14 protein-coding genes and 1 tRNA gene are annotated in these 15819 nt (G+C 23.0%); 9 read left to right on the top strand and 6 right to left on the bottom strand.

Annotation, left to right across the window (positions count from 1 at the left end; all coding sequences use genetic code 11):
- Nucleotides 1-111: 111 nt before the first annotated feature.
- Nucleotides 112-288 carry a hypothetical protein gene (locus tag Q0087_RS00315; RefSeq protein ID WP_297897003.1) on the bottom strand — a complete coding sequence of 59 codons (177 nt, stop codon included), beginning with the start codon at nt 286-288 and terminating at the stop codon, nt 112-114.
- A gap of 483 nt (nt 289-771) precedes the next feature.
- Here Q0087_RS00315 and Q0087_RS00310 point away from each other — a divergent pair, with 483 nt between their 5' ends.
- The 8 genes from Q0087_RS00310 (at nt 772) to Q0087_RS00275 (ending at nt 8252) form a co-directional block, all read left to right on the top strand.
- On the top strand, nt 772-1125 hold the full coding sequence (locus tag Q0087_RS00310) for a hypothetical protein (protein WP_297897000.1): 354 nt from the start codon (nt 772-774) through the stop codon (nt 1123-1125).
- Between the two features lie 451 nt (nt 1126-1576).
- Nucleotides 1577-1723 carry a 50S ribosomal protein L40e gene (locus tag Q0087_RS00305; protein WP_042703853.1) on the top strand — a complete coding sequence of 49 codons (147 nt, stop codon included), beginning with the start codon at nt 1577-1579 and terminating at the stop codon, nt 1721-1723.
- A 427-nt stretch (nt 1724-2150) separates the two neighbouring features.
- Nucleotides 2151-3644, top strand: a complete 1494-nt coding sequence (locus tag Q0087_RS00300) for a TrkH family potassium uptake protein (RefSeq protein ID WP_297896985.1) — start codon at nt 2151-2153, stop codon at nt 3642-3644.
- Nucleotides 3645-3919: 275 nt separating this feature from the next.
- Nucleotides 3920-4006 (top strand) — tRNA-Leu (locus tag Q0087_RS00295).
- Between the two features lie 343 nt (nt 4007-4349).
- Nucleotides 4350-5204 (top strand): UTP--glucose-1-phosphate uridylyltransferase GalU, encoded by an 855-nt coding sequence (gene galU, locus Q0087_RS00290; protein WP_297896980.1) that lies wholly within the window; start codon nt 4350-4352, stop codon nt 5202-5204.
- A gap of 175 nt (nt 5205-5379) precedes the next feature.
- Nucleotides 5380-5802 (top strand): hypothetical protein, encoded by a 423-nt coding sequence (locus tag Q0087_RS00285; RefSeq protein ID WP_297896977.1) that lies wholly within the window; start codon nt 5380-5382, stop codon nt 5800-5802.
- 404 nt (nt 5803-6206) lie between these two features.
- Nucleotides 6207-7148: an NAD(P)-dependent oxidoreductase gene (locus Q0087_RS00280; protein ID WP_297896973.1), complete on the top strand. Its 942-nt coding sequence runs from the start codon at nt 6207-6209 to the stop codon at nt 7146-7148.
- A gap of 198 nt (nt 7149-7346) precedes the next feature.
- Nucleotides 7347-8252 (top strand): glycosyltransferase family 2 protein, encoded by a 906-nt coding sequence (locus Q0087_RS00275; RefSeq protein WP_297896971.1) that lies wholly within the window; start codon nt 7347-7349, stop codon nt 8250-8252.
- A gap of 197 nt (nt 8253-8449) precedes the next feature.
- On the opposite strand, the gene Q0087_RS00270 is transcribed toward Q0087_RS00275, so the two are convergent.
- The gene (locus Q0087_RS00270) at nt 8450-8788 is read right to left on the bottom strand and encodes a hypothetical protein (protein ID WP_297896968.1); all 339 of its coding nucleotides are present in this window, start codon (nt 8786-8788) and stop codon (nt 8450-8452) included.
- Nucleotides 8789-9772: 984 nt separating this feature from the next.
- Here Q0087_RS00270 and rnc point away from each other — a divergent pair.
- Nucleotides 9773-10435, top strand: a complete 663-nt coding sequence (gene rnc / locus Q0087_RS00265; protein ID WP_297896965.1) for a ribonuclease III — start codon at nt 9773-9775, stop codon at nt 10433-10435.
- Nucleotides 10436-10721: 286 nt separating this feature from the next.
- Here rnc and nifU read toward each other — a convergent pair whose 3' ends face one another.
- The 4 genes from nifU to cysS all read right to left on the bottom strand — a co-directional run bounded on the left by nifU (nt 10722) and on the right by cysS (nt 15679).
- A complete protein-coding gene (gene nifU, locus Q0087_RS00260; RefSeq protein WP_297896963.1) occupies nt 10722-11090 on the bottom strand; it encodes a Fe-S cluster assembly scaffold protein NifU in 369 nt (122 codons plus the stop codon).
- Between the two features lie 150 nt (nt 11091-11240).
- Complete coding sequence (nifS, locus tag Q0087_RS00255; protein ID WP_297897028.1) at nt 11241-12440, bottom strand: cysteine desulfurase NifS; 1200 nt, start codon at nt 12438-12440, stop codon at nt 11241-11243.
- A 571-nt stretch (nt 12441-13011) separates the two neighbouring features.
- On the bottom strand, nt 13012-13980 hold the full coding sequence (cysK, locus tag Q0087_RS00250; protein ID WP_297896960.1) for a cysteine synthase A: 969 nt from the start codon (nt 13978-13980) through the stop codon (nt 13012-13014).
- Between the two features lie 262 nt (nt 13981-14242).
- Nucleotides 14243-15679 (bottom strand): cysteine--tRNA ligase, encoded by a 1437-nt coding sequence (gene cysS, locus Q0087_RS00245; RefSeq protein WP_297896958.1) that lies wholly within the window; start codon nt 15677-15679, stop codon nt 14243-14245.
- Between the last annotated feature and the right edge of the window lie 140 nt (nt 15680-15819).

Genomic DNA, 15819 nt, shown 5'->3' with positions numbered 1-15819 from the left:
GATTACGTACGGTGACTGGAGTTCAGACGTGTGCTCTTCCGATCTTAATAAATTTTCCCATAATCTTCCCATAAATATAATCTAAAAGTAAGAATTTTCATTAAAAACTTCTTATTTTTTATTATTTGAGTATAATGTTTTCCTAAGGACTAATCCTATAATAACTGCAGCTAAAACAGTTACAACAAATCTAATAATTCCATTTGAGAATATATTATTAATAACTATGACTAAAAGTACTAATATTACAAACATTCCTATAATAATCATTATTTCTTTTTTATCCATAAAAATCACCTATAAATAATTATTTTACTAACATCTTTTTATAATTATTATTCAATTATTATTCAATTATTTTTATAATTATTATTTAATTATTTTTTAACTATTATTTAAATATTATTTAACTATTATTTAACTATTTTTTAACTATTTTTATTATTTGATATCTTTTTATATTATTATTTCAATATTACTTATTAATTATAGATAATATTATATTTGATTATATTCTTTTTTATTTAAATATAACAATTAATTATTTGTATAATTATTTATATTTTTTAAAATAATTTCATTTATTAATTTAAAATTATAATAATATTTAAAAACTATTAAAATTATATAAAATTTATATAAAAATAGTATAATAAATATTAAATTATTTGAAAAGGATATTATAATTTTTATTGAAGATATGTAATTTTTATATCTAAAAATAAGTCTAAGAACTAATTAAGATAAAATTTCTAATTTTACGGTGAGATAATGAATAAAAAACTTTTAGCAATCATTATAATCATAACAATTGTTGGTTTAGCAGTTATCCTTTATATTGATAATGGCTCTTATGAAGAAGAACTTTCGGTTATTTCTGAAGGGGAGTGGATTGGTTATTATGAACTAACTTCAAATGGAACAACTACTCATGAAACTATAATGGGTCCAGGACCACTTGATTTCACTATAAAAAGACAAAATGGTGATAAATTATTAGTTTATGTTAATAGTACTTCTTATGGGAGTAATAAAGATTTAGAAATCAAAATATTAAAAAATAAAGAAATCGTTGCTGAAAATTCAAGTAGTAATCATACAGCTGGTGTATGGCTTCATAATTAAATCTTATATTATCTAAAATTTAATTTTGTCTTTTTTATTTTTATTAATAATATTTGAAAAAATCTTAAATGTTTTTATATTATAAAAAGAATATTATAAAATATTATAAACTATAATCAAATATAGTGTTTATTTTTAATTATTTATATTGTTATTATGTTATATTTTTAAAATAAATGATTATATTTTTTTAAAATAAAAAATCAATTTTATATTATAAGTTAATTTTATATTGTAATAGATTTAAAAATAACTAAAGCTTTAAATACTATTAAAATAATAAATTTTAATGTTCTTAATTATTATGGATGTTATAAAAATTCTTATTTTATTCCATAATATAATATTTTATGAGATTGGGTAAATTAATTATAAAACTAATTATGAAATCTTAAATATCTCGTATTTAAAAATTATTATTATTAATTAACATTTGTATGGAGGATTATTAATGGCCAGATTTGAAGAAGCTGAAAATAGGATTTTTAAGGTTAAAATTTGTTTAAAATGTAATGCTCGTAACCCAGCAGCTGCTAAAACTTGTAGAAAGTGTGGTTACAAAGGTTTAAGATATAAAGCAAAAGAACCAAGAGGATAAACTTATTTAATTTTATATGGCTATTCTGTATTTTTAAATATGATATAGTTAGCTATAAACTATTTTTTCATTTAATTATATTTTTTAATTTAATTTTTTTAATTATATTTTTTTAATTATATTTTTTATTTTGTTTTTAGCTATTTTATTTACATTTTTTTATATATTTTTATTTTATTTAATTTTCTTTTTTAATTATTATTCTAATTAATATTTTTTCTTTTTAAAATTGTTATTAAATATTTTTATTTTTTAAATATTCAACTTTGAATAAGCTGATTTTTTTATTTTTTTACTTTTATATCAATTATTTTGCATAATAATAAAAAAAATTAAAATAATACTTTAGAAAAATAGTTATATTACTAGTTATAAGTTTATATTTATAGTAGAGTTCATATTCTATTTTTTATATGTTGGGGTTAATATGAGTGCTATGAGTAGGATTAAACTTAATGATATTAGTACAATGATTCATTACATGGGATATATCTGTTTATTTTTAGGATTATTCATGTTAACGCCTATTATAGTCGCTATTATCTACAATGAAACTAATTTTATTTTTTCATTTTTAGTCTCTGGAATAATATCTATATCTTTAGGAATTATTTTTATAAAATTTTTTAAAAGATATAATATGTCACTAAAAGTTGCAATGTTTTTTTCTACCTTTATATGGTTAATAGCTAGTTTTCTAGGAGCACTACCTTTTTTTATGTCAGGAGAATTAAGCTTTATAAACTCTTTTTTTGAGGCTATTTCTGGATTTACTACAACTGGTTTTTCCATGTTTAACCCAATTGAAAGTACAGGATTCACAATTAATTTTTGGAGAGGATTAACTCAATGGATTGGTGGACTTGGAATAATCTTCACTATGATTATTATATTGAGATCAAGTGGGACATCAATTATGAGGCTTTATAATGCTGAAGGAAGAAGTGAAAGAATTGTTCCAAGTATAAGAAATACAAGTAAAATTATTTTATATATTTATCTTATTTTAACTGTAATTGGATTTTTATTATTTATAATATCAGGATTACCTATTTTTGATTCACTTTTTTATACTTTTGTTACTCTGTCTACTGGTGGTTTTGGTATTACTTCTAATAGTATTTTATATTATAACAGTCCATGGGTTGAACTTGCAGCTATGATTGTGATGATTTTAGGCTCAATCAATTTTGCATTAATATATTTACTTTTTAAAAAGAAATTTAGAGAATTCTTTTCAGATATCGAAATAAAAGTAGCAATTATTCTAATTCCATTATTTGTAATTATAGTTTCAGCTTTCTTAATTAAATTTAATGTTTATGGTAGCTTTTTTGAAAATATAAGATTTGGTACTTTTCAAGTTGTTTCAGCTATTTCAACTACAGGCCTTCAAACAGCATTTTATCCGGATATTATTAAATCTTGGCCAGCTATAACCTTCTTCATTATACTTATTTCAATGATAATTGGTGGGGGATCTTGTTCCACTTCAGGAGGTATTAAATGGTTAAGAATTGGTTTACTCTTTAAAGCTATTTTTTGGCAAGTTAAATCATTTTTGCTACCTGGGGGAGCAGTTATTCCAAAAAAAGTTAATCACTTTAAAGGTTTAAAAGTCAACAATGATTTATTAAGAATTACTGGTCTTTTTGTATTTTTATATCTTTTAGTTTATGTTGTTAGTGTTCTAATAGTTTTATGTTATTATAATAACCTTTCACAAGTTTTATTTGAAATTGCATCTGCTATGGGAAATGTTGGTCTTACTAGTGGAATTTTAACACCAAATTCTCCAGATTTTATTAAGGTCGTATTCATGGTTGACTTTTGGTTAGGAAGACTTGAAATTTGGCCAGTTTTATTAGTTATTTTAATGGGTGTTACAACAATTAGGGAAAAAATAAAATTCAATCATTAAAAATTAATTTGTATTATAAAATTAATTTTATATTATTTTATACTATCTTATAATACTTTATTATATTATGTTTAGTTTTAAAAATATCTATATTCTTTTCATGAAATAATTATTTTTAATTTTATAAAATTTTTATAAAATAATTATATCTAAAATAAGAGAAAACTTTAAATACTTAAAAAGAAATAACAATAAATACTTGTTTTAATTACTTGATAATATTTAATATTAATTTGTTAGACATAGGTTCAATTTGATGTAATGTCTATTCTTTTGCAGGGATGGTCGAGCGGTCAAAGGCGATAGGTTGAGGGCCTATTGGGTTAGTCCCTTCGCGGGTTCGAATCCCGTTCCCTGCACCATTTTTATAAAATAATATGGCTTTTTTTCTTTAGTAAAATTATATTTTTTAATATTATTCTTAATATTTACAATTATTATTTAAATAATTTATTTTTGTATAAAAATAATTGAAATTTAATAGTACAAAAGCTAAATAGTATATTTAATTTAGTATTTTTAGATATAATAGAATATAATTAATATAAATTGGTTGATTAGTTTTTATCTATACTTATTTAAATATATTTAAATATAATCAGGATAAATATAATTATAATATAAACAAATTATAATCAATTTAATTAAATTAATTAGAATAAATATAATTATAAACTATTAATTTACAATTATGTGAGTGTTATTATGAAGGCAGTTATTCCAGCAGCAGGTTTAGGAACAAGATTTTTGCCTGCCACTAAAGCTCAACCAAAAGAGATGTTACCCGTATTTGACAAACCAACAATTCAATATGTAATTGAAGAAGCTGTTGCTTCTGGAATTGAAGATATTTTAATTGTAACTGGTAAAGGTAAAAGGCCTATAGAAGACCATTTTGATAGATCTTTTGAACTTGAGTATCATTTAAAAGAACATGATAAAAAAGATTATTTAAATCAAATAAGAGAAATCTCAGACCTTGCTGATATTTATTATGTACGACAAAAAACTCAAAAAGGGCTTGGTGATGCTATTTATTGTGCTGAAAAACATGTTGGAGATGAACCTTTTGCTGTAATGTTAGGGGATACTATAACAAAAGGTAATATTCCTTGTACAAAACAACTAATCGATGTTTATAATCGCTTTGATTCTTCAGCAATAGCTGTTGAAAGAGTTCCTTCTGAGAAAGTCGAAAGATATGGTATTATAAAAGGTAATGAAATTGAAAATTCTTTATATAATATCGAAAAGTTAGTTGAAAAACCAAAAGTAGAAGAAGCTCCTTCTAATTTAGCTATTATGGGACGTTATGTTTTAACTTCTGATATTTTCGAACATATAGAAAATACCGAACCTGGTTTTGGTGGTGAAATTCAATTGACTGATGCTTTAGCTAAATTAGACACTATATATGGCCAAGTTTTTGAAGGTAAAACATATGATATTGGTAATAGGATTGAATGGCTAAAAACTTCAATTGAATTTGCTTTGGATGATGAAGAAGCTAAAAATGAATTGTTAAAATATTTAACTAATATTATTGCTGAAAATAAATAATATAATATTTAATTTTTATTAATTTATATAAATTTTTATTAATTTTTTTATTTATGTATTAATGGTATAGATTTATTTTTACATAATTAATATAAATGTAATTAAGTAAAAGTATAATATATTAAAAAATCTATTTTAATTTTTTATATTTTTTTAGGATGTTTTAGTGATTTAAATGAATGATTTAAATGAAGAATTTGAAAAAATAAATAAAGAATTATCTAAAACAAAATCTGAACTAAATTTAGTTGAAAATAAGCTAGAATATTGTCAAAATCGTCTATTAGATATTAGAAATGAAAAAGACAATCTCAAAAAAGAGATTAATAAATATGAATTGCTTAATGTTCAAAAAAAGTTAGAAGATGCAGAAAAATTATCTGATAAATTTTTAAAACAGAAGCACCGTTTAGAAGTTACAAAAGATCTATTAGATGATTCAAGGGAGGAAATAAACCTCTTAAAAGAAATTATAAATGATTTTAAAGATTTAAATTTAATTGATTTTATTAGAAACAAATATCCTGAAAGCCTTGAAACCCATTTTATAAAATATGAAAAATATAGCAAATATAAATATTATAATAAAAAAGATTAATGGATTTAAAATAGTTTTAATTAAACTTGATCAAAAAAAAACATTTTATTATGTTTTAAATTATTTGCAATAAAGTAATAGATAATAAAGTACTAGATAATAAATTAATAGATAATAAATTAATAGATAATAAATTAATAGATAATAAATTGCTAGGTAATAAATTACTGGATGATAATGTTGATTAGATATTATAGTTAATTAGATATTAATGTTAGTTAGATAATATAATTATAATATAAAATATTATAATATAAAATATTGTATTATAGTTATTAATAAAATACTATAACTTAAGTTTATAATATTATAATATATATCAAAAAAAAGTTTTGATAAAATTATACTTGTAATATGTATTTAAAATTATACTAAATTATAATAAAAAATAATGAGGAGTTTATATGGAGACACAAAGAATATTAGTTACTGGTGGTGCAGGTTTTATTGGAACTAACTTATGCAATGAATTAAGAAATAGAGGTCATGAAGTTCTAGCTTGTGACCTTTTACACAAACCAAGAGAAAATTATATTCGTGCTGATGTTGGTAAATATCGACAGATTGAACGTGTCTTTAAAGAAAATGATAATTTTGATTTTGTTTATCATTTAGCTGCTGAATATGGTAGATGGAATGGTGAAGGTTATTATGAAAATCTATGGGGTACTAATGTTATAGGAACCAAACATATGATTCGTTTGCAAGAAGAACTTGATTTTAAAATGATATTTTTTTCCTCTGCAGAGGTTTATGGGGATTATAATGGGGTTATGAGTGAAGATGTAATGGTTAATAATCCTATCAAAGATACTTATCAAATGAATGACTATGCAATTACTAAATGGGCAGGTGAATTAATGTGTATGAATTCAGCTACAATGTTTGCTACTGAAACTGTTAGAGTCCGTCCTGTAAATTGTTATGGTCCTCATGAAGAATATTCTCCTTATAAAGGATTTATTCCGATTTTTATTTATAAAGCTCTTCACAATCAAGGATACGAAGTATATGAAGGACATAAACGTATTATTGATTATGTTGGAGATACAGCAAATACATTTGCAAATATTGTAGATAATTTTATTCCTGGTGAAGTATATAATGTTGGGAGTAAACAAGAGTGGGAAAAAGACATTAAAGAATACTCTGACATTGTTCTTGAAACAGTAGGTTTAGATGATTCACTTGTAACTTATCATGAAGCAGAACCTTTTACTACAAAAGTTAAAACCATTGATTTTTCAAAAGCTATAAAAGATTTGAAACATGATCCTAAAGTTTCTCCAGAAGAAGGAATTAAAAAAACTGTTGAATGGATGAAAGAATTTTATAATATTGAATAAAGATATTTCATATTATTAAAAATAAAATTATTGAATATAAACTTCAATGATAAATTCATTTAAGTATAAATAATAATTGGTTTGTATTTTAATAGACCCTTTATATAATTCAATGGATTTTATTTTTGTATAATGAATAATTTTTAGTAATATAACATAATTTCTATTTAAAAATACTGAAAATAATTGGGTAATACAATGAATAGAGTTGTAGCTATTATTCCTGCATTTAATGAAGAAGTAGCATTAGGAAGTGTCATTCTAAGAACTTCACAATATGTTGATAATATTATTGTTATAAATGATGGAAGTTCTGATAAAACAGAGAATGTAGCTAAATTAGCTGGTGCTGAAATTATATCACATCCTAAAAATTTGGGTAAAGGTCAAGGATTAAAATCTGGATTTGATTTAGTTGAATCTATCAATAGTAATTCAAATGAAAATTATGATATAATTGTTACGATTGATGGGGATGGTCAAAATAATCCTGATGAAATTCCAAATCTTATTTCTCCAATAATAAATGGAGAAGCTGATTTTGTCAATGGTAGTAGATACATAGAAGGATTTGATGGAGATGATACTCCAGGTTATAGAAGAATAGGGCAAAAAGTTTTAGATAAAGCTACTAATATTTCATCTGGATTAAATATTACTGATTCTCAAAGTGGTTTTAGGGCATTTTCAAAAAATACTATTCCTTTTTTTAAACTTAATGATTCGGGCTTTGGAATTGAAAGTGAAATGTTATCTGATGCAGCCGAGGCAGGGATAAAAATAGTTGAGGTTCCAATAACTGTTCGTTATGATTTAGATGGATCTACTGAGAATCCGATTACTCATGGAGTAGGCGTTTTATTAAAAATAATAAAAGACATGGAGTTTAGAAGACCGATTATTTATTTTACTATACCGGGATTTATAATTTTCTTGATAGGGATTGTAAGTGGAATATGGCTTTTAAACGATTATTTGAATGGAATAATTATTAATTTTGGTATTACTGTTATAGTTATTATATTAACGATATTAGGGTTATTTTTAATGTTAAATGGAATTCTTTTAGACTCCATTAGAAAATTAATAAATAAAAAATTGTAATAATGTTATTATAACAATTTTATTATAATATTTTTATTATATTATGTTTAATACTGTATTTTATTATAATATAACTCATATAATTTTTCAAATTTATTATCAATTTTAATTTTATCTAAATTGGATATCATGTGTAGGTTTATATTTTCTATTTAATGAATATCTTTAATATTAAAAAAATACTAATATTTAAAATTTTATAATTCTTCTTCAATTGTGTCCCAAAATTCGCATGCCCAGTTGGATTCTCCATCGATTATCATATCTAAAAGTCTTAACTGTCCATTTGATATTCTGAATAAACGATAATCTGTCTGTAATTTTTTCTTTTTTCCAGGTTCTTTATTGCAGTCTAAGTATAATCCATCTGAATAGTTTTCATCAAAATCTCCAGATTTAACAAAATCTCCAACTAAAGAATATCCATTAGAAACACTTTTATCTAATTTATCTATAGTTTTTAACCATCCTCCCTCACTTCTAAATTTCATACTAGGGTCAATAGTTGTTATTTCTTTTTGCCAATTTAATATCATATAAATCCCTTTTCATTATTTTTATTTATCATTTATTATAAAAATTTATTATAAATAATTTCAATTTATCTTTTCAATTAATTAAATGAATTTATAAATAATTTTATCAAATTTATATTTGAAAATTATGATTATAAAATAGATTATACTATTTTATCTACATAATTATTCTGTTTGTCCATTTTATAGCTAATATAAAAATATAAAACAAAAAAATTAGTATTAATTTTTAAATTTTTATATAACTTTTTTATATAATAATCTAATTTTTTTATTCTTGTGGAAAATAGTTTTATATTAAAGACTTTTTTAATTTTAATACAGTAAATCAATCTTTATAAATAATAAAATACTTCACATTTTAAACTTATAAAAATAAAAAATTTTCATAAATGATAAAAACTTCATTTTTCATATTTATAAAAATATAATATTTTTCTAAATAAAAATTATGAAAATTTCATTTTATTTATAGCTATCTACGGAATATATGAGGAATTACCAATTTTTAATTTTTCAATAAGGTCGTAACTTATTGAAAAATATATTATGTAAAGTGAAATATAAGTCATTAATCCTAGAGAGCTGATGATAAGTATTTTTAAATAAACATATTATCTAAAAAATTATTAATTTTCTAATTTTTAATTATATAACTAATTATATAACTGTTTAATTGATTGTAAAACTTAATATATATCTTCTAATATTATGGCGTTATTATTAAGTAAAACTAATTATTTTAGATTTTTTATCAGGTTTTGTGGTAATATTTATATTAGATATGAACAAAATTAATATAATATATAGTTACATATAATTATTATAGAAAAATTATATAAATATATAATCTGATAATTATTTTTATATAAATAATTAGATAATATTGATATTGAATATTATTTATTAATAAATCCTATTTTCAGTTTAATATATTTTAAATATTTATCTTTATTTTAAAAATTAATAGATTTCCGTGATTTAATGAAAATACTTGATGAACTTGGCATAGTTCCTAATGATTTAGAACTTTTTAATATGGCTTTTATGCATAAATCTTATGGTGTTAAGCACAATATTAGCTATGATTATGAAAGATTGGAATTTTTGGGAGATGCAGTACTTAGCATGTTTGTTTCTAAGTACCTATATGAAAAATATAAAAATATTGGTGAAGGGGACTTAACTAAATTAAGGTCAAATTATGTTTGTGAAACGGCATTAGCTAACTATTCTCATGAATTAGGATTAACAAGTATGATAAAATTAGAACTTGATGATAATAAAGTTAGTATAAATGAAATATTTTCAATTAGTGCAGATGTTTTCGAGTCTCTTTTAGGAGCAATATATTTAGATCAAGGAATAGAAAAAACAAGAGAATTCCTATCAAAAACTGTTTTTCCAGCAATTGATGATGAAACAATATTTTTTAGTGACTTTAAATCTAAAATTAAAGAATATGGGGATGCTAATGAGCTTAATGTAGAATATAAGCTAATAGAGGAATATGGTGCTCCTCATGATAAAACTTTTGTTATAGGTATAATAGTTGGTGATGAAGAAATTGGTGTTGGAACGGGTAAGAGCAAAAAAGAAGCGGAACAAATAGCAGCAGAAAAAGCTATTAAGAAATTAGGGATTTAAATTAATTAAAATATTATTTTTTCATTTTAATTAAATATTTAAGTAAGATTAAAAAATATTTTAAATTAAAATAATTTTAATAAAAATAAGATTATTAAAACTAAATATTATTTAAAATAAGCTTATTAAAGGTAAAATTATTAAAACTAAATATTATTAAAAATAAGATTATTAAAGGTAAGATTAGTAAAAATAGATATAGAAAAATATAATTAATAAAAAATATAATTAATAAAAAATAATATTAATAATTTTATATTTTAATTCATTTTTGGCATTAATCTTTTTAACTATTTTTAGACCTATAGTTTTCGATTGCTTTTTGAAGTGCATCTGCAGCTAAATTAGAGCAATGCATTTTAACTTTTGGAAGTCCATCAAGAGCATCAGCTACATCATTTCTACTTATTTCATATGCTTCATCAACAGTTTTTCCTTTAGCTAATTCAGTTATCATACTACTAGTGGCTATAGCTGCACCACAACCAAATGTTTTAAATTTTATATCATCAATTTTATCTTCTTTCACTTTGATGTAAATAGTCATCATATCTCCACAAGTAGGATTTCCTACAGTACCTTCTCCATCAGGATTTTCAATTTCACCTACATTTCTAGGATTAGTAAAATGTTCCATAACTTTTTCTGAGTACATATTTTCACCTATAATATTTTTTAATAATGGGGGTAATTTTGAGAATATATAAATTATTTAACAATTTAATATAATAATTTAATGTACAATTTAAAATAACAATTTAAGGTTATATTTAGTTTTACATTTAAAATTATAATTTTATAATAATTAAATATCACAACTCTTTGTATTATCTTTCCATAAAGAATCGTCTTTATTCCAAATTGAAGACATACTTCTAAGTCTTTCAACAATTGGAGGTATTTCTTTAATAACAGTTTCTATTTCTTCTTCTGTATTTTCGGGACCAATTGTTAACCTTAAAGATCCGTGCGAATCTACATCTTCTAAGCCTATAGCTTTTAACACATGAGAAGCAGTAAGTTTTTTTGATGAACATGCAGAACCAGTAGATCCATCAATTCCTTTTGCATCAAGCATAAGTACTAAAGATTCTCCTTCAATACCAGTAAACCTGAAATTAACATTTCCCGGAAGTCTTTTTTCGATATCTCCATTAACATAAGATTTTTCAACAGAATTTAATATTCCTTCAATCAATTTATTTCTTAGATTTGTTAAATAATAAATATTTTTTTCTAATTCTTCATTAGCTAGTCTACATGCTTCCCCTAAACCAACTATTCCTGCAATATTTTCAGTTCCTGGAGATAAATCTTTTTCTTGACCTCCTCCATATAAAATAGGTTCTAATCTAGTTCCTTTTCGTATGTATAATGCACCTATTCCTTTTGGGCCATAAATTTTATGGGATGATATTGAAAGTAAATCAACATTTAGTTCATTAACATCTACGGGTATTTTGCCAACACTTTGGACAGCATCTGTATGAAATTTAATATTATTTTCTTTAGCTATTTTTCCTATTTCTGAAATCGGTTGAATAGTCCCAATTTCATTATTAGCATGCATAATGGTTATTAATATTGTTTCTTCTTTAATAACGGATTTTAAATCTTCTATTCTAATTATTCCTTCTTCATAAACAGGGAGATATGTAATTTCGAAACCTTTTTTTTCAAGTGCAGAGCAAGTTTCCATTACTGCTGGATGTTCTATTGCTGATGTGATAATATGATTTCCTTTTCCTGAATTATTGAGTTTATATGCGATTCCTTGTATTGCGATATTATCAGATTCAGTTCCCCCGCTTGTGAATATTATCTCATCATTATTTGCACCAATTAAATCAGCTACATATCCTCTAGCTTCTTCCATACCTTTTTTAGCTTCTCTTCCAAGTGAATAGAATGTAGATGCATTTCCAAAAGATCTTGTAAAATAAGGTTCCATTACTTCAAATACTTCTTTCCTCACAGGTGATGTGGCTGAATGATCCATATATATCATAATATCACTCCATTAATAATTTACTATCTTGATATTTTGTTATTTATGTAAATTTTAAATTTAAGTTATTTTTATTATGTATGTAAAAATTAATCAGTAATATATCAATAGTTATTATATTTTTCTTTTATATTAAAACTATTGAAAATTTAATAATCAATATTATCTCTAAATAGATTTTTAAATTATTATTTGCTATAAATTATTTTCATTTTTGGAATATTTTATTTTCAAAATACAATTTTTTTAATTATAATTAATATAAATATTAAAATGAATGTTTATCAAATCATCTATGTATAATATCTAGGTGATTTTATATTAATTAAATTGATAATAAATTTCTAATTAATTATTAGTTAATTTAGGATAATAATTATTTAATTAAGTTATAGATTTATATAAAATAAACCTATAATTCGTTTATTATTCAAAATTTAGGGATTTAAGAGTTAATAGATATAAATATAAAAAAGAAGTATATAAAAATGTTTTTTATATATTTTTAAATATTTTTAATATTATAATAATTTTGTCAATTTATTACATTTAATGTAAAATTTAAATATTATAATACATCAGAATATTCTTTATAAATATCTTCAAATACCCAATCCATTGAAAGATATCTTTCACCAGTATCGGGTAATATTACTACTATTCTTTTTCCTTTATTTTCTTCTTTTTTAGCTAATTGGATTCCTGCATATGTAGCAGCTCCTGAGGATATTCCTACAAGAATACCTTCTTTTGCAGCTAAGTTTAACATTGTTTTAGAGGCATCTTCATCTCTAACTGGAATGATTTCATCTATTAGTTCACTTTGATATATATCAGGTACAAATCCTGCACCAATACCTTGTATTCTGTGAGGACCTGGGTTTTCTCCAGATAATACTGGGGAATAGGCAGGTTCAACAGCTACAATTTTAACATTAGGATTTTTATCAGTTTCTTTTAATTTTTTACCAATTCCAGTTATTGTACCTCCAGTACCCACACCTCCTATTACAATATCAACTTTTCCATTGGTGTCATTCCAAATTTCTTCGGCAGTAGTATTATAATGTGTTTCAACATTCACGGGGTTTGAAAATTGACGAACCGAAAAACTATTTTCGATTTCTTCTAATAACTCATCAGCCTTTGATATTGCACCATTCATTCCATTTGCACCGGGAGTTAGTACAATTTCTGCTCCAAAGATAGCTAACAATTTTCTTCTTTCAATTGACATGGTGTCTGGCATAGTTAAAATAAGTCTATAACCTCTACTAGCTGCAACAAAAGCAAGTCCAATACCAGTATTTCCACTAGTTGGTTCAATAAGAACAGTTTTTTCATCTATCAAACCTTCATCTTCTGCTTTATCAATCATTCCAACAGAAATCCTATCTTTCACACTACTAAGTGGATTAAAAGACTCTAATTTTCCCACTAATTCTGCTTTCAAATCAGAACCTTGATTATTTAATCTTAGTAATGGTGTGTTTCCTACTAATTCAGATACATTATTTGCGATTTTTTTACTAGTCATTTTTTCATCTCGATATAAACTCTTTAATTAACTCTTTTTAATTCAATAATTCTTTTAATAATCTTGAAATGAACTAAATATTAACTGAATAGATTTTACTATATTTTGAATTATTTTAGTGTTCTAATTGATACATATTTTAAAATATACTCTGAATAAATAACAATCTTGAAATAACAAATCTTGAGGATATAATTTTAATCATAATACTTTTGAGAATATTATTTAAATTAATATTAAAATTATTATTATATCAAAATTATCAATCTTCTATTTCAATTTCTAATTCATTTAATTTATCTCTAATTTCATCAGATAATTGATAATTTTTCGATTCTCTTAATTTTTTTCGTGTATTGACAATAATTTCCAATAATTCAGAAGATTTGTCCTCTTTAATTTCATCTTTTATTTCAAACAAATTAATTCTAAATATTGAATTAAAATCTTTTAAAAGCAACAAAGATTTTTCAAAGAATTTGTAATCATCTATACAAATTTCATTTTCTTTCTTTTCATTTATTGATTTAATATTACTATTAATAGTTTTTGTAAAGCTTAAAATAGTTGCTAATGCACGTGGAGTGTTAAAATCATCTTCCATGTTTTTTATAAATTCTTTTTTAGCCAAATCAACTTCATCCAAATTATTTGTAGATTCTTTATTATTTAAATCATTATCAATTTCTATTGAAGTAAATTTTTTTAACTTTACTAAAATCTCATTTAAATTATCTAATGTTTTGTTTAATCTATTAAGATTTTTTGAAGCTTGTTCTAATGATTTTGAGGAAAAATCAATTGGACTTCTGTAGTGAGTTGAAAGTACAAAAAGCCTATATGCCATAGGATCCCATTTTTCAATTAAATCTCTAATTGTTATAAAATTTCCAAGAGATTTTGACATTTTAACACCATCAACATTTAAAAATCCTGTGTGCATCCAATATTTTACCATTGGCTCTTTTCCAGAAATTGCTTCCATTTGTGCTATTTCAGCATCATGATGTGGGAAGATTAAATCAAGACCTCCACCATGAATATCATATTGAGGACCAAAGTATCTTTCAGTTATTGCAGTATCTTCAATGTGCCAACCAGGCCTACCATTTCCCCATTTTGATTCATAATATGGTTTTTCATTAGTTTTTTTCCATAAAGCAAAATCTTTAGGATCTTTTTTCGATGAATCAACATTTATTCTATGAGAATCTAATTTTTCCAAATCTCTATTAGAAAGTTTTCCGAAATCTTTGAATTTTGCAGTTTCATAATAAACTCCTGTTTCGGTTTCATAAGCAAATCCTTTATCAATTAATACTTGAATTTGATTGAAAATCTCATTCATGTGATATGTAGCTCTAGGATAAAGATTTACAGAATCTACATTAAGTTTTTTCATATCTTCTTTAAACCTTTTTTCATAATATATAGCCAAATCTGATGGGTCAATGTTATTCTCTTTAGCTCTCATGATAATTTTATCATCAATATCAGTAATATTTTCTATATAAAACACTGAATATCCAATAAATTCTAAATATGATTTTATCATGTCAAAAGCTATATATGTTCGACCATGCCCTATATGAGCGTCGTCATATACAGTAGGGCCGCAAACAAAGAGATTAATGTTTTTATCATAACTTTTTTTCTCAAAGAACTCTTTTTCTCTCTTCATTGTATTATATATTAACATTTTTTACCTCTTTGATTTTATATATTATTTCTATTAGTTAATATTTCCTATTAAAAATATTTAAATTATTTATGTATAAAATATAAATTACATAAATAAATTATATTTAATAGATGATATTACAATTGTTATATTTATAA

The sequence above is a fragment of the uncultured Methanobrevibacter sp. genome (assembly GCF_937881195.1).
Taxonomy (GTDB): domain Archaea; phylum Methanobacteriota; class Methanobacteria; order Methanobacteriales; family Methanobacteriaceae; genus Methanobinarius.
This window is presented reverse-complemented; position numbering and strand designations above follow the sequence as displayed.